Consider the following 15,907-nt stretch of genomic DNA (forward strand, 5'->3'; position numbering starts at 1 on the left):
CCCGATGGGGTGAAGACGGTACAGGGCATAGCCAGACTGCCTGCCGCGTAGATGATCAGGATAGAGACGTCGGATGAGCGAACCCGGATTACTTGGTGGCCCCTGCTAAGCCTGCCATCGGTCGGACGCCTACGGCTGCGCTGCGCGCGGCTCGGGGGAAGAACAAGAGGGAATGGGAAGCGCTGGCCCTAGCAATATTGATGCCCCTGGCATCCCGACTAGGACGCGCGCGCAGCGCAGCCGTAGGCGTCCCACCGCTGGCGCTGTTGGAACGCTGTACCCGAGCCCTACATGGGGATCGTACAAAAGCAGGTTATCGGAGGCACAGGTTCTGACTCACTAGGCGTAGCAGGTTCGAACGGCGATCACGCTTCGCGAGACCAAAGCCGCTTGAAAACAAGGAGCGCACCGTTGATAGCCAGCCGCTCAGGCGACGCGTTCTTTGGTTACTTTCTGTCGCTTGGACAGAAAGTAACTCGCCGGCTACGCCGGCGAAACAGGGGCGCATGTCAAGAACGACAAAACCAATCAAAACCCTACCGGCTACGCCGGCGAAACAGCAGCGTCTGCCAAGAACGACGCACCAATCAAAACCCTACCGGCCAGCAGCGCCAGCCAAGAACGACAACCACCCAGGAACCAACCCTTACCCCAACGAAATCACACTACTCAACAACATCCGCACCAGCGTCGCCTGACGGGTCACGCCCGTCTTGGAGAAGATCGCCCGCAGGTGCGCGCGTGCCGTGTTCTTGCTGATGCCGAGTTCGTCGGCGGCTTCATCGAGCGTGAGGCCGTTGGCGAGTTGCAGGGCAAGCTGCGTTTCCGCCGGCGTGAAATCGAACAGCTGGCGCACCACGTCATGCGAGGCCTGCGAGCGCCGCTCCGGGTCGCGGATGAACACCACGCACGCCGGGCGCTTGCGGTTGTCCTCCGACCACTCGCTCAGCGGAATGGTGCGGATCAGCACGCCAAGCCTGGCGCTGCCCGACGGGCGCGTGATCGACATGGCTTCCATCAGTGCCGGCGTGGTGCCGAGGTGGCCCATCGCCGCCTGGCGCAGCAGCCGCTGGAACTTGCGGTTCTCCTGGCCGTACTCCACGTCGAGCCCGCCCTTGGCGATGCGGATGCCATCTTTGGCGCCAAGGATCTCGTCGGCTGCCGCGTTGGTCTTGATGATGGAGCCGGACTCGTCGAGGATCACCATGCCGACCAGCATGCGGTCGATGGCGCTGGCGTAGATGGTGCGCTCCGACTCCACCACGTCGATGCGCGAGTGCAGGTCCACGGCGCGCTTCAGGTGTGGCAGCAGCGCGGTGCACAGGGCCTTGTCCGCGGCGGAGAAGTTCGGGCCGTCATGGTTGCGGCACAGGCGGAAGCGGCATTCCACGCCGTCATCGGTGCGCAGGTCGGCACCCAGGATATAGCGGATACCGACGTCCTTGAGGAACTGCTGGTAGATCTCGCTCTGGCACCAGACGCCGGGCCCGAGGTGCTCGTCGATCGTCACGACGCGGTCGGACGGCAGGCCGATGAAGGGATCGAGCGCGTAGTAGTAGTTGTTGTAGGACGTCTCGCCCGCGAGGGTCGAGCCAGCGTGCTCGGACGCATTGATCATCAGCCCGGGCCGGTCCGTGGCCGGCGAACGCAGGATCAGCGTGGCGTAGTTGGCATTGAGCTGGCGGCGGATGTGCTCCAGCGCCTTGCCCCAGGGCACCTGCTCCATCGGGCCCTGGTAGATGTCGCCGAGCAACGCGCTGAATTCCGACAACGACACCGTCGTCTGTGCGAACAGGTGTGCGGCGGCCTGGTTCTGGCTAACCTCCATCAGCATTTCCTCTGTCTCCATTGTGGCGTGCGCAGCGCGCCGGACATGCCGGACGGCTGGCCTGCTGCGGGCTCTGCGGCCCTTATTTGTGCCCGATTACAGGAACGGCAAAGGGTCGCGGCTTGCCCCTTGCCTTCATGGTCTGCCCTGGCCCGGACCGGCTCCGCATGCGGGCCGGACTAGTCCTGCGTGACAGGGCCAATCGTCACGCCACGGCGGCGCGAACACATACTCCAAACAGACTAAGGACAGACCCAGGCTTACCCAGGATTACCCGGCCAAGGGCAAACCCCTAGCCGCCGCGCCCCACCCAAACAGACGATGCCGGACCGGCGTGCCGACGCTAAAAGACAGCCATGGGCGGCGATCCGCGCCGCCGTCTTTTCACGGAGAACGAACACCATGGCGGCAAACCCGCGGCCGCAGGCCGCAGTGATCACCGGAGCGGGCGGCGGCATCGGCCGCGCGCTGGCACAGGCCCTGGCCGCACAGGGCTATGCGCTGGCGCTGGCGGATATCGACGCCGATGCGCTCGAAGCGACGCGCGCGGCGCTTGCCGGCCAGGGGGCGACCGTGATCGCCATTCCCACCGATGTGTCCGACGCGCGGCAGATCGAGCACTTGTGCGCCGAGAGCTTCCTGCGCCTGGGCCGCATCGACCTGCTCGTCAACAACGCCGGCGTGCTCGCCACCGGCCGCTGCTGGGAGCTGGCGCCCGAGGTGTTCGAGCGCGTGCTGCGCGTCAACCTGTGGAGCGTGCTGCACGCGCTGCGCTGCTTCGTGCCGCGCATGGCGGCGCAAGGCGCGGGGCATATCGTCAATGTGGCCTCGATGGCCGGCCTGGCCGTCGGCCCGTGGCTGGCGCCCTACACGCTGTCCAAGCAAGGCGTGGTGGCACTGAGCGAAGGGCTGGCGCTGGAACTGCAGGCGGCGGGCCTGCCGATCCAGGTGTCGGTGGTCTGCCCGGGGCCGGTGGCCACCGGTATCGCCGGGGATCTGAACGGCGCGGGACCGCAGGAGGTGAACCAGATGAACGGTGCGCTGCGCAGCGGCATTGCCGCCGGCATGGCGCCGGATGAAGTCGCGCGCGTCATCCTCGATGGCGTATCGGCCGGCAGGTTCTGGATCCTCCCGCACGAAGAGGCAGCGCACGCGGCCCAGGCGCGCGCGCAGGGCATTGCCGCGGGCACGCCGCCGGCGTTCGCGCTCTGAACCCGCGCTGTCAATCCGCGCCGTGAACCCGCGCCCGACCCGATATCCACACTGAATTCAAGGAGACACCATGCCGCTCGACCCCCAGGCCCGCGCCATGCTTGACGCCATGGCCGCCATGCCCCGCCCCGATTTCACGACGCTGCGCGCCGCCGACTATCGCGCCGCGCTGGCGGCCATGCCGGGCTTCGCCCCCGGCGACGCCATCGCCGCGCAGCAAGACCTCACCATCGACGGCGCCGACGGGCCGCTGCCGGCGCGCCTGTACCGGCCCGACGACAGCGCGGCGCTGCCGCTGGTGATCTATTTCCACGGCGGCGGCTTTGTCCTGTGCGGACTCGATTCGCACGACAATATCTGCCGCAGCCTGGCGCGCCGCAGCGGTGCGCTGGTGCTGTCGGTGGACTACCGCCTGGCACCCGAGGCGCGCTTCCCGGCCGCCGCCGAAGACGCCGTCGCGGCCGTACGCTGGGCCGCCGCGCATGCGGCGCAACTGGGCGCCGACCCGGCCCGCATTGCCGTGGCCGGCGACAGCGCCGGCGGCAACCTTGCCGCGGTCGCGTGCCAGCAACTGCGTGGCAGCACCATCGCGCTGCGGCACCAGCTCCTGCTTTACCCCTACCTGGACTGCACCGACGCCGCCACCGGCAGCGCCAGCTATCGCGCCTGCGGCGAGGGCTACTTCCTCAGCGCGGCGGAACTGGACTGGTACCGCACCCAGTACCTGGCCCATCGCGCGGACGCCGCCGACGTGCGCGCCAGCCCGCTGCACCAGCGCGACCTGCACGGCCTGCCGCCTGCCACCGTCATCACCGCGGAATTCGACCCGCTGCGCGACCAGGGCGAGGCCTATGGCGAGGCCTTGCAGCGCGCCGGCGGCAACGCCACGGTGCGGCGCTGGCCCGGCCAGTTCCATGGCTTCATGAGCATGCAGGGCGCGATCGACGCCGCCAGCGATGCGCTGGATGCGGCGGCGCAAGCGCTGCGACAGGCCTGGAGCGACAACACCGGCGCCAGCCGGCAGGAGGCAGCATGAGCACGCCCGGCGTACTGCCTCCGATGGCCGACGTGCTCGCGGCACTCGCCGCGGGCCGGCGCGTGGTGGTGATCGAGGACGACACCGATGAAGCCACCGGCTGCGTGCTGGTGGCGGCCGAGCGCGCCAGCGAGGCCGACGTCAACTTCATGGCCGCCGAGGCGCGCGGCCTGGTGTGCATGGGGATCACCGAAGCGCGCCGCCAGCGGCTGCAGTTGCCGCCGATGGCGGCCAACCAGCGCCAGCGCGAACGCTACACCGTGTCGATCGAGGCGGCCACCGGCGTCAGCACCGGCATTTCCGCCGCGGACCGGGCGCTCACGCTGCGCGTGGCGGCAGCGGCGCATGCGCAGCCGCACGACCTCGTCCAGCCGGGGCATATCTTCCCGGTGGTGGCGCAGCCGGACGGCGTGCTGCGCCGCGCGGGCTTCGCCGAGGCCTGCTCCGACCTGCCGAGGCTGGCCGGGCGCGTCGCGGCCGGGGCCTATGCCATGCTGCTCGATGACGACGGCGACCTGCTGCGCGGCCCCGGCCTGCTGGCCTTTGCCCGGCGCCACGGCCTGCCGGTGGTTTCGATCAGCGGACTGATCCACCACCGTCTGCTGACCGAAGGCGCGCTGCGCCGCACGCACTCGCGCGAACTCGACACGCCCTACGGACGCTTTACCGTCCACGCCTACCATGACGCGCCGGTCGACGCGCTGCATCTTGCGCTGGTACTGGGCACGCCGGACCCGTGCGAGCCCGTGCTCACGCGCGTGCAGACCGTGGAAATGCAGCGCGACGTGCTGAGCTTCGGCACGCCGGCCCAGTCCGCCTGGAACCTGGAACGTTCGCTTGCGCGCATCGGCGCCGAGGGCTGCGGCGTGCTGGTGCTGCTTGATGAGCGCGAATCGCCGCAGCAGCGGCTGGAGCGGCTGGCGGCGCCTTCCGCCGCGCCCGCGCCGGCGTTCGCGCAACGGGCGCTCGGGGTCGGGGCGCAGATCCTGCGCGATGTGGGCGCGCACAGGCTGCGCCTGCTCAGCCATCCGGTGCCGTACCGCGCCGTCACCGGATTCGAGCTGGAGGTTACCGAGTTCGTCCCGCCGGGCCCGTAAGGCCAGGCCCGCCGAAGCAATCGGCAAAGCTGCGGGTGAAGCGGTCCACCTCGGCGTCGGCCAGGTGGTTGATGCCACCGGCCAGGCGCCGGCCGCCGCCGGTTTCGAAGCCGCGGCAGAAATCCGCCGCGCCGGTGGCGCTGTGCGCCGGCACCCGCACGCTGACGGCGAAGCCGCCGCCGGATTTCGGCGACAGCAGGCCGATCGCGTCGCCGGGCCGCCCGCGTACCAGCTCATTGGCCAGCACGCCGATCGCGCGCCGCGCCCACGGCGCGTCGGGCAGCACCAGCAGCGCGGCACCGGGCACCTCGTGCGCAGGAGACAGCCGCCGCGCGTGCGCCATGTCTTCCTCGTAGCCGTCGCACAACGCCGCATAGGCCCCGCACTGCGCCGCGAAAGCGAGCGGGTCCGCAAAGGGCAGCAGGTGGCGCGCCAGTTCGGCGGGATCGAAATGCAGGTCCGCCAGGCACTCGCCATAGGCGTTGTAGTTCAGGCAGGTGCCCAGGCGCTCCAGCACGGCGGCCTGGTCCGCATCCAGCCCCGCCTGTGCCGCCAGCGCGCGGGCCACGGCAGGCAGGTTGTCGCCGAACGCGGCGGTGATCGCCCAGCGCCGGTGGCGCCCGCCGAGATGGCGGTCGACCAGGATGGAGGTGCAGACTTCCGGCCCCTCGTCGATATGGGCGCGCAGGCCGGCATGCGCCGGCAGCTCGCCGGCATGGTGGTGGTCGAAGTACTCCACGCTGGCACCCGCCGCGAGCAGCCTAAGCAGGCCGTCGCGGTTCTGGTCGAGCGAGATATCCAGCGCGGTCACGGCATCGCCCGGCGCGGCGTCGATGCGTTCAAGCAGCCGGATATCGCGCTTGACGCCGGTGACCAGGGTCGCGTCGCCGGGGTTCGCCAGGCGCAGCTGCTGCAGCGCGCACAGGCCGTCGGCGTCGCCGTTGAAGGCAATGTAGCGGGTCATGGCAATGGCTCAGGGATCGCGGGTCAGGGGCCGCAGGTCAGGGCATGAAGTCGCCGCCGTTGGCATCCAGCGAGGCTCCGGTGATCGCCCGGGCGTAGCCCGACACCAGGAACAGCGCCGCGCGCGCGCAGTCGTCGTCGGTCGGCATGCGGCCCAGTGCGATCTGTGAAGCCACCGGTGCGATGATAGCGTCCTCGCTGACGCCGTGCTCGGCCGCGGCATGGCGCACGTAGCCCTGCACCGGCGCGCCCCACATCCAGCCCATGAAGACGCTGTTGGCGCGGATGCCGTGCGGGCCCAGTTCGCGCGCCAGGTACTTGACCGCCACCGCCAGCGCGCCCTTGGACGCCGCATAGCCCGACTCGCCGGGCATCGGCTTGCGCGTGGCCTGGGTGTTGATCATCACGATGGCGCCGCCGCCCTGCGGCTTCATCAGCGCCGCCACCTCCTGCGTCAGCGTCATGGTGCCGAACACGTTGGTGTCGAACACCTGGCGCCAGACGTCCAGGTCCGCGGCTTCCACCGGCTCGGGGAAATTGCCGTGCTGGTAGGCGCTGTTGACCAGCGCGTCGATGCGGCCGAAGCGGCGCATGGTCTCGGCGGCCAGGTGGCGGGACTGGGCGCGGTCGGTGATGTCGGTCACCACCTTGAGCACTTCGCAATCGGCGCCCAGTGCATCGATGCGGGCCTGGGCTTCGTCCAGCTTTGCCGCGGTGCGCGCCGCGATGGCCACGGCGCGGGCGCCTTCGCGCGCGGCTTCCACCGCGAGCTTGATACCCAGTCCGGGGCCGATGCCGGACACGATGACGATTTTGTCTTTCAGCAGCATGGTGTTGTCTCCTTCAACGTTTTGGTTCTGTTGGGTTTCGTGGGATTGTGGTGATGGTGGGGTTGTCGTCCTTGGCTGGCGCCGCTGTTTCGCCGGCTTAGCCGGTAGGGTTTTTGATTGGTGTGTCGTTCTTTCTGTTTCGCCGGCGTAGCCGGTAGGGTTTTGATTGGTGTGTCGTTCTTGACAGACGCTGCTGTTTCGCCGGCGTAGCCGGCGAGTTACTTCTTGTCCAAGCGACAAGAAGTAACCAAGAAACGCGTCGCCTGAGCGGCTGGCTATCAACGGTGCGCTCCTTGTTTTCAAGCGGCTTTGGTCTCGCGAAACGTGATCGCCGTTCGAACCTGCTACGCATAGTGAGTCAGAACCTGCGCCTGCGATAACCGGCTTTTGTACGATCCCCAAGTTGGACTCGGGTACAGCGTTCCAACAGCGTCAGTGGTGGGACGCCTTCGGCTGCGCTGCGCGCACGTCCTAGTCGGGATGCGCGCGGCATCAATGTTGCTGGCGCTGGTGGCTCCTGTCCCTCCCATCCCTTCCGGTCCTCTCCCACTACTTCCCCTTGTTGCCCTTATCGCCTTGTTGCCCTTATCGCTCTCATTGTTTTCCGCTGAGCGCGCGCAGCGCAGCCGCAGGCGTCCCACCGAGGGCGCGCTTAGCAGGGGCCACCAAGTAATCCGGGTTCGCTCATCCGACGTATCTATCCTGATCATCTACGCGGCAGGCAGTCTGGTTATGCCCTGTACCGTCTTCACCCCATCGGGCCGTTCGTCATCCACGAAGACGCGCTTTTGCCTCCTTTTGCCGCTCGGGCAAAAGGAGGTCGCCGGCTACGCCGGCGAAACGGCAGCGCATGTCAAGAACAACGACCGGTCAATTCAAGACGCGCCAGCCGGTCAAGAGCACCAACTCCCGCTCAAATCAAAACCCTGCCGGCTACGCCGGCGAAACAGCGGCGCCCGCCAAGAACGACAAAACCAATTCCCTCAGTTGCAGTTCAGGATGTGCCGCGCCCGGTAGCCAGCGAAATCGCGTTCAAGCTGCGCCTGGCTCAGGCCGAACCGCTCGGGCGTATAGGCGTGCGCCGCCCGCTGGTTGCGCGGATTGCTTTCCATCCACGCCCACATGCCGGCGCGCGCGGCCTCCGTCAGCGGCATGCCGGCAAAGCGGTAGACCGCCCGCGCCACGCCGAACGGGTCGCTCACCGTGTCCCCGAAGCGCACGTCGAGGAAGCGGGCGGCCGGCAGGCTGTCGCGCACGGCCATGGCGTGCTCGGTGCCGCGCCGCATCTGCTCGCTCCACTGCCGCCCTACCGTGACCGCATCGGGCGCGTCGGCATACAGCTTCCACAGCGTGTGCGCCATGCTGGCCATCGACGGAATCGTCTGCGCGGGATCGCGGTGGGTCAGGACGACTTGCGCGCCCGGGAACACCTTGAACAGGATGTCGAGCGTATGCAGGTGCTGCGGCGTCTTCAGCACCCAGCGCTGCGCCGGGGCTTCGCCGCGCTGCCGCTTCTGCCACTGGAGGAACTGCAGCATAGTCTTCAGGTAGGCATAGACTTCGGTGCGATCCTGGCGCGCCAGCCAGGCGGTGTAGCTGGGCACGTTGGCGTAGGAATCCATCGCGCACAGGAAGGAATGCTCCATCAGCATGAATTCCTCGTCGGCCGCCATCGCGTCGAGCGGGTGGATGGCGAGGATGTCCGGGATGAAGCGGATCATCTGCGCGACCTCTTCCCGCGCCAGCGCGATGCGCCGGCTGGCGTCGCCCTCGCCCTCGCCGGGCAGCGGCGCCGGGTAGCGGGTCTCCCACCAGGCGGCGGAACAGAAGCGGGCGTCCGTGGCCAGCATGCGCTGCAGCAGCGTGGTGCCGGTGCGCGGCAGGCCGACGATCACGAGCGGGTCTTCCACGCGCTCCTGCAGGATCTCCGGATGGCGCCGGCAGTAGTCCTGGATCACCAGCCGGTTCACCAGCTGCGCCTGCAGCTTGCCCTGCAGCATCTGCTCACCTTGCGGCGACAGCCCGGCCTCGCGCGCCAGCGAGCCGGCCAGCACCTCCAGAGCTTCGCGGTAGTTGCCGGGGCCGAAGTCGGCCAGGCCGCCCGCCTGCGCACTGGCCTGCGCGAGCAGGCGCTCCACGTCAAGCACGGCGGTGTCGTCACAGTCGATCGTGTTCATGCGTTCTCCCCGGTTTTTCCTTTGAGCGATTCAAGCTTGACCACGCGCGTGCGCGGATGCACGGGCTGCGCCGCGCCGACCCAGCGCCAGCACATGGTGCCGTTGCCATGGCCGGCGGTCTCCAGCCAGTTGGGCAGGCCCGGATCGCGCGCGCTGAGGATGACGGTGACGCCGCCATTGGCGTCCAGCCTTGCACCGTGCTTGTTGATGCAGATATCGTGGTAGCGGTAGTCGAGCGATTCCATCCAGTAGTTGTTGATCTGGAAGTTCCAGAACTCGCACGGCGGCACCCGGTCGACCTCGACCACCAGCGCCTCGTCGTCGGCCAGCCGCCAGCACGAGTGGTAGTAGTAGATGTTGGGATCGCCGCCGGCCGCCTGGCACACCGCCTGGTCCGCGGGCGGCAGGGCGTTGACATGGCCGCCGTAGCCCTGCGCCCAGTCTGCGAAGACGCGGGCGGTGCCCTCGACAAAGGCCGCGGCCCGCAGCAGGCCGCCGTGCAGGCGCTGCGCGCTGAGCGCGGGCGGCTTGCCGTTGCCGTCGATGCGCTCGATCTGCAGTTCGGCCGGGGTCTCCGCCTTGCGGTCGAGGAAGGTCTGGCGCACCACCAGCGCATTGGTGGCCGGCTCCATGCGCACCCAGTTGCCCGCCTGCGGCTGCGCACTAAGGATGATCTCGAAGCTGCCGTCCGCCGCCACCGCCAGCTTGCCGCTGTCGATAAAGCCGGTCTGGGCCATGCGCCCGTCGGTTTCGTAGCCGCCCTTCTGCGTGCCGAAGCTCAGGTAGGCGACCGTGCCGCGCCGGCCGCGGATGCGGTAGGCGGCGTTGCCATCCAGGCGCGCGTAGCGGTACAGGTTGTCCGGATTGTCCGCGCCGATCTTGGCGGTTTCATGCGATGGCGAAAAGAAGCCGGGAAACGCCGGATCGGCGTACTCGACGTGCATCTCCAGCGCAATGCGCAGCAAGCGGCTCAGGTAGCGGAAGCCCTCGGCGCGCGTGAGCGCGTCCGTCGGTGCCTCCGTGCGCAGGATCTGCTGCCCGCTGCGCTTGAGCACTTCGCAAAACTCGGCCCAGGTCTGGCCGCTCAGCAATTGTTCTTCGGCGGAGGTCGCCATCTGCGTGCTCCCGTGGTTCGTCTGCGTTGCAACGATACCCAGTGCAGGCCGCTCGCCTCCTCGTCCGGGCGGACTAGGAAATGCGCGCCGCACCCCGCCATTTCCTAGTCCGCCCGGACGAAGTGGCGCAGGGCCCCGGCTCGCTACCTTGTGTCCATGCCAGGCCCCACCGCGAGATCCCTGCACGGGGCCGGCGCAACCAAGAGGAGAACCCGATGTTGACCCACCTGGAGCAACTGGAGGCGGAAAGCATCCACATCATGCGGGAGGTGGTGGCGGAGTGCGAGAACGCCGTCATGCTCTATTCCATCGGCAAGGACAGCGCCGTGATGCTGCACCTTGCGATGAAGGCCTTCCATCCCGCGCGCCCGCCGTTCCCGCTGCTGCACGTCGATACCACGTGGAAGTTCCGCGAGATGATCGCGTTCCGCGACCAGACCGCCGCGCGGCTCGGCCTGGACCTGCGCGTGCATATCAATCCCGAAGGGCTCGAGCGCAACATCAGCCCGCACGAGCACGGTTCGGCCGTCCATACCGACGTGTGGAAGACGCAGGGCCTGAAGCAGGCGCTCGACCACTACGGCTTTGACGCCGCCTTCGGCGGCGCGCGCCGCGACGAGGAGAAGTCGCGCGCCAAGGAACGGGTGTTCTCGGTGCGCACCGCGCAGCACCGCTGGGACCCGAAGATGCAGCGTCCCGAACTCTGGCGCCAGTACAACACCCGCAAGCGCAAGGGCGAAAGCCTGCGCGTGTTCCCGCTGTCGAACTGGACCGAACTCGACATCTGGCAATACATCTACCTCAACGACATCCCGATCGTGCCGCTTTACTTCGCCAGGGAGCGGCCCGTGGTCGAGCGCGACGGCACGCTGATCATGGTCGACGACGAGCGCCTGCCGCTGCGCCCCGGCGAAACGCCGCAGATGCGCAAGGTCCGCTTCCGCACGCTGGGCTGCTACCCGCTGACCGGCGCGATCGAGAGCGAGGCCGACACGCTCGGCGGCATCATCCAGGAAATGCTGCTGGCGACCACGTCCGAGCGCCAGGGACGGCTGATCGACAGCGACTCGGCCGGTTCAATGGAAAAGAAGAAACAGGAGGGATACTTCTGATGGAAACCCTGATCGATACCACGCCAGTGCCGGCAACTGATGCGGCGTCAAATGCGGCATCCAAAGCGGCGCAAGGCGATATCGCCCACTACCTGCGCGCCCAGCAGAGCAAGAGCCTGCTTCGCTTCATCACCTGCGGCAGCGTCGACGACGGCAAGAGCACGCTGATCGGCAGGCTGCTGTATGAATCGAAGATGCTGTTCGAGGACCAGCTGGCCCAGCTCGAGGCGGACTCGAAGAAGATGGGCACGCAGGGCGAGAACCTGGACTTCGCGCTGCTGGTCGACGGCCTGGCCGCCGAGCGCGAACAGGGCATCACCATCGACGTGGCCTACCGCTTCTTTGCCACCGACAAGCGCAAGTTCATCGTGGCCGATACCCCCGGGCACGAACAATACACGCGCAATATGGTCACCGGTGCCTCCACCGCCGACCTGGCCATCCTGCTGGTGGACGCGCGCCGCGGCGTGCAGACGCAGACGCGCCGCCACAGCTATCTGGTCGCGACGCTTGGCATCCGGCGCGTGGTGCTGGCGGTCAACAAGCTCGACATGGTGGACTATTCGCGCGAAGTCCATACGCGCATCGAGAAGGAATACCGCGAGTTCGCCAGGCAGATCGGCCTGACCGATATCGTCTGCATCCCGATGTCGGCGCTGCGCGGCGACAACATCACCGGGCCGAGCGCGAATACGCCGTGGTACCAGGGCCCGACGCTGATGGACCACCTGGAGAGCGTGCCGATCGACCACGTGCCCGCGCAGGACGAATCGTTCCGGCTGCCGGTGCAATGGGTCAACCGCCCGAACCTGGATTTCCGCGGCTTTGCCGGCACGGTCAGCGCCGGCGAGATCCGGCGCGGCGACCGCGTGCGCGCGCTGCCTTCCGGCCGCGAAAGCCGCGTGACCGCGATCGTCGGCGCCGACGGCGAGCGCGAGCACGCCATGCGCGGCCAGGCGGTGACGCTGACACTGGCCGATGAGATCGACGTCAGCCGCGGCGACGTGCTGGCGTGCGCAGAAGACCCGCCCGCGGTGGCCGACCAGTTCGAGGCCACGCTGGTGTGGATGAACGAGGACGCCATGCTGCCCGGGCGCCCCTACCTGCTCAAGCTCGGCACGCGTACCGTGGGCGTGACCGTGGCGCAACCCAAGTACAAGGTCAACGTCAACACGCTCGAACACCTGGCCGCGCGCACGCTGGAACTGAACGAGATCGGCGTGTGCAACCTGCACCTGGACCAGCCCGTGGCTTTCGACCCCTACGCACGCAACCGCGAGCTGGGCGGCTTCATCATCATCGACCGCCTCACCAACAACACGGTCGGCGCCGGCATGCTGCATTTTGCGCTGCGCCGGGCCCAGAACGTGCACTGGCAGGCCATCGACGTGGATCGCCACGCCCATGCCGCGCTCAAGCACCAGTCGCCGCGCATCGTCTGGTTCACGGGCCTGTCCGGCGCGGGCAAATCCACCATCGCCAACCTGGTGGAGAAGCGCCTGCATGCGCTGGGGCACCACACCTACCTGCTCGACGGCGACAACGTGCGCCATGGGCTGAACAAGGACCTGGGCTTCTCCGAGGCGGACCGCGTCGAGAACATCCGGCGCGTGGCGGAAGTGGCAAGGCTGATGCTCGACGCGGGACTGGTCGTGCTGGTGTCCTTCATCTCGCCCTTCCGCTCCGAGCGCGAGATGGCGCGCACGCTGGCCGGCGACGGCGAGTTTGTCGAAATCTTCATCGACACGCCGCTGGCGGTGGCCGAGCAACGCGACCCCAAGGGCCTGTACCGCAAGGCGCGGCGCGGCGAGCTGAAGAACTTCACCGGCATCGATTCGCCGTACGAGGCACCCGAGCGGCCCGAACTCCGCATCGACACCACGGCCGCTACGGCGGAGCAGGCAGCGGAGCGGATCGTGGCGTGGCTGCGCGAGCGGCCCTAGGCCGAATGGACGATGAGGCGGTGGCCTCGTTCAGTACGATGGAAATGGCGGGTGGTCCGCCATTTCCCTTGCCCTGCAACGAGCTACCGTCATCATGCTGCCAGACTCCCTGCCGGCCGCCGAACTCAGCGCCCTGCTCGCCCAGCTCTACCAGGGCCCGACCGAGGCCGTGCCCTGGGCCGGCTTCCTGGAAAGCGCACGCCAGCGCCTTGACGCCGTCTTCGCCACGCTGGTGCTGCGCCACCCCGCGACAGACCGCCCCGGCCTGATCGTCAACGCCTCCGGCTACGGCCCGCACCTGCCGGGCGAGCCCTCGTACAGCGAGCAGTACTACGCGCTGTGCCCCTTCCTCGACCTGCATCCGGACCGCCTCTTCAGCGCCGACGAACTGTTCGGCGAAGCGGGCTGGCTGGCGCACCCGTTCTATACGCAGTACCTGCAGCCACTCGGCCTGCGCTATATCCTGGCGGCCAACCTGGTCACGCCGGATGGCGTCGAATGCGCGCTGTTCATCAGCCGCGGCGGCGCGGGCCAGGACTTTGGCGAAGCCGACAAGACGCTGCTGCAGGCACTGCTGCCGCACCTGAAGCGCGCGGTCGACCTGCATGCCGCGCTGGACGTGCTGCAATCCGAGCGCGCCCTGTACGCGGAAGCCGTGGACCGCCTGCTGGTCGGAACCATCATCCTCGATGAGCATGGCAAGACGATCCGCTGCAACGACGTCGCCGCGCGGCTGCTGCAGGCGCGCGACGGGCTTTACCTGTCCGACAACAGCCTGCAAGCGCATTGCCCGGTGGAGAACCGCAAGTTCCGCAAGATCCTGGAAGGCGCGGCGCAGGCCCACGCGGCAGCCGCCCATCGCAGCGAAGTCACGACCCTGAACCGGCCCGCCGCGGCCACGCCGTTGAGCGTACTGGTGCGGCCGATTCCGCTCAGCTACCGCAGCGAAGACAAGGCGGTGCGGCCTGCGGTGGCGGTATTCATCCGCGATCCGGCGGGGTCGCCGCGCAACACGCATGCCAGCCTGCGCAAGCTGTATCAGCTGACGCCGACCGAGATCGAACTCGCCTTGCTGATGGTCGACGGGCTGACGCTGGATGAAGCCGCCACCCGGCTGGGCGTGAAGAAAAATACGGTGCGCGCGCATCTGAGGGGGATCTTTGCCAAGACCGGGGCGACGCGGCAAGCGGTGCTGGTGAAGATGCTGCTGTCCAGCGTGGTGGGAATGGGGTGAAGGGATAGCCAGCTCTGGCGATCGTGCGGCCGGGTTGCATTCGGGGAGTCTCTGCCCTATGGTCATAGGGCGAATCCGGCCGAATGTGACGTACCGCGGACGCCGGATTGTCATCGCGAGACGAGTCAGACGGTTCACGGAACGGCACAGGCCTCGGTTCGACCCGCGGCAGGCCGGACATGCCATCGGCCAGGCAACACATTGTCTGGAGAGGCAGACACGCATCCATGGTCGGCGACTGGCGCGGGCCGTCGGGTCTGCGTGCTGATCGGGGCGGCGCTCGGCCCCACTGGAAGCGCGGAGGCGTGAAGCATGGGAAACACGCGACAAGGCGGCTGGCTCGGGAATCGTCTGGGTATCGCGATCGTCCTTGCGATCGCGGCCGCCTCGGCGCACGCAGAAGCGCCGGATGCGAACGGCTGGCGATTCGCGATTGGTCCCTACCTCTGGTTACCCAATGTGAGCGGAGCCCTGAGATTCTCCGGATCGTCGTCGACCGGAGGTGGCAGACTCGACGTGGGCACGGGGCCGGACAGCTATCTCCAGAACCTGCAGTTCCTGCTCATGTTGCAGGCCGAGGCCAGCAAGGGGAACTGGACGATCCTGGCCGATGCAGCCTATCTGGATTTCAGTCACCAGCAGACCAACGTCAATGCGGTCGGCGCCGGCAATGGTGCCGCGGTTGGCATCCCGCGCAATGTGGAAACCGGAGCAGGCAGCAGCCTGACCGGCGGCCTGTTCGGACTGGCCGCGGCCTATACGGCGCTGCGCGTGCCCTGGGGCACGGTCGAGCCACTCGGCGGGCTTCGGTACCTGAACCTGAGTGCGAACGCGAACTGGTCACTGTCCGCCACGTTCACGGGACAGGGCGCGACGCTGGCGAGGGAAGGAAGCCTGTCGCAGACGGCGAATATCGTCGACGCCATCATCGGTGTCCGCGGGCGCGTCCGTCTTGGCAACTCCGAGCGATGGTACCTGCCCTACTACTTCGATGTCGGTACCGGTTCCTCCAGGTATACGGTGCAGGCATCCGCGGGGGCGGCGTATGCGGCGAAGTGGGGAGATGTGCAACTGACCTATCGCTACCTGAAGTATCAGCTTGGAGACGACGACCTGGTGCAAAGACTGACACTGAAGGGTCCCATGCTGAGCGTGGCGTTTCGCTTCTGAGCCCCTCGCCTTTCGGGAAGATGCCGCCTCGCGACGGTCCTAGCTTGCAGGAGGCATTGCCGGTGCCGGGAGTCATTGCCAGCTGCCTCCTATTACCCCGTTCGATCATCGATCCAGTTACCGGGAGCTCTCCGTGGCCAATACACCCAAGACAACCATCGGCGCAGGCACGACGGTCGCGCCGGACGAC

The 15,907-nt window shown here is 67.9% G+C and carries 12 protein-coding genes; 7 read left to right on the forward strand and 5 right to left on the reverse strand.

The window, feature by feature from the left end; genetic code table 11:
* Positions 1 to 646 precede the first annotated feature (646 nt).
* Positions 647 to 1,834, reverse strand: coding sequence for a helix-turn-helix transcriptional regulator (locus KHO22_RS30005; RefSeq protein ID WP_211950821.1), 1,188 nt, complete (start codon positions 1,832 to 1,834; stop codon positions 647 to 649).
* Positions 1,835 to 2,230: 396 nt separating this feature from the next.
* Here KHO22_RS30005 and KHO22_RS30010 point away from each other — a divergent pair, with 396 nt between their 5' ends.
* From KHO22_RS30010 to KHO22_RS30020, 3 genes are all read left to right on the forward strand, one after another.
* Positions 2,231 to 3,040 (forward strand): SDR family NAD(P)-dependent oxidoreductase, encoded by an 810-nt coding sequence (locus tag KHO22_RS30010; protein WP_211950822.1) that lies wholly within the window; start codon positions 2,231 to 2,233, stop codon positions 3,038 to 3,040.
* Positions 3,041 to 3,110: 70 nt separating this feature from the next.
* Positions 3,111 to 4,076, forward strand: coding sequence for an alpha/beta hydrolase (locus KHO22_RS30015; protein ID WP_211950823.1), 966 nt, complete (start codon positions 3,111 to 3,113; stop codon positions 4,074 to 4,076).
* Positions 4,073 to 5,173, forward strand: a complete 1,101-nt coding sequence (locus KHO22_RS30020) for a 3,4-dihydroxy-2-butanone-4-phosphate synthase (protein ID WP_211950824.1) — start codon at positions 4,073 to 4,075, stop codon at positions 5,171 to 5,173. Before KHO22_RS30015 ends, KHO22_RS30020 begins: the two co-directional genes overlap by 4 nt.
* On the opposite strand, the gene KHO22_RS30025 is transcribed toward KHO22_RS30020, so the two are convergent.
* The 4 genes from KHO22_RS30025 to KHO22_RS30040 form a co-directional block, all read right to left on the reverse strand.
* Positions 5,145 to 6,137, reverse strand: coding sequence for an acetyltransferase (locus tag KHO22_RS30025; RefSeq protein WP_211950825.1), 993 nt, complete (start codon positions 6,135 to 6,137; stop codon positions 5,145 to 5,147). The two genes, KHO22_RS30020 and KHO22_RS30025, sit on opposite strands and share 29 nt — an antisense overlap.
* 37 nt (positions 6,138 to 6,174) lie before the next feature.
* Positions 6,175 to 6,966 (reverse strand): SDR family oxidoreductase, encoded by a 792-nt coding sequence (locus tag KHO22_RS30030; RefSeq protein ID WP_211950826.1) that lies wholly within the window; start codon positions 6,964 to 6,966, stop codon positions 6,175 to 6,177.
* Between the two features lie 983 nt (positions 6,967 to 7,949).
* Positions 7,950 to 9,143 carry a sulfotransferase family protein gene (locus tag KHO22_RS30035; protein WP_211950827.1) on the reverse strand — a complete coding sequence of 398 codons (1,194 nt, stop codon included), beginning with the start codon at positions 9,141 to 9,143 and terminating at the stop codon, positions 7,950 to 7,952.
* Positions 9,140 to 10,258, reverse strand: a complete 1,119-nt coding sequence (locus KHO22_RS30040) for a DUF1214 domain-containing protein (RefSeq protein WP_211950828.1) — start codon at positions 10,256 to 10,258, stop codon at positions 9,140 to 9,142. The genes KHO22_RS30035 and KHO22_RS30040 overlap by 4 nt, the downstream gene beginning before the upstream one ends.
* Before the next feature lie 215 nt (positions 10,259 to 10,473).
* Here KHO22_RS30040 and cysD point away from each other — a divergent pair, with 215 nt between their 5' ends.
* The 4 genes from cysD (at position 10,474) to KHO22_RS30060 (ending at position 15,717) form a co-directional block, all read left to right on the forward strand.
* Positions 10,474 to 11,370 carry a sulfate adenylyltransferase subunit CysD gene (cysD, locus tag KHO22_RS30045; protein WP_211950829.1) on the forward strand — a complete coding sequence of 299 codons (897 nt, stop codon included), beginning with the start codon at positions 10,474 to 10,476 and terminating at the stop codon, positions 11,368 to 11,370.
* The gene (cysN, locus tag KHO22_RS30050; RefSeq protein WP_211950830.1) at positions 11,370 to 13,313 is read left to right on the forward strand and encodes a sulfate adenylyltransferase subunit CysN; all 1,944 of its coding nucleotides are present in this window, start codon (positions 11,370 to 11,372) and stop codon (positions 13,311 to 13,313) included. Before cysD ends, cysN begins: the two co-directional genes overlap by 1 nt.
* A 94-nt stretch (positions 13,314 to 13,407) precedes the next feature.
* Positions 13,408 to 14,547, forward strand: coding sequence for a helix-turn-helix transcriptional regulator (locus KHO22_RS30055; RefSeq protein ID WP_211950831.1), 1,140 nt, complete (start codon positions 13,408 to 13,410; stop codon positions 14,545 to 14,547).
* Positions 14,548 to 14,859: 312 nt separating this feature from the next.
* Complete coding sequence (locus KHO22_RS30060; protein WP_230427087.1) at positions 14,860 to 15,717, forward strand: hypothetical protein; 858 nt, start codon at positions 14,860 to 14,862, stop codon at positions 15,715 to 15,717.
* Positions 15,718 to 15,907: the final 190 nt, after the last annotated feature.

Origin of the sequence: Cupriavidus yeoncheonensis, from assembly GCF_905397275.1 — a bacterium.
GTDB classification, from domain to species: Bacteria; Pseudomonadota; Gammaproteobacteria; order Burkholderiales; family Burkholderiaceae; genus Cupriavidus; species Cupriavidus yeoncheonensis.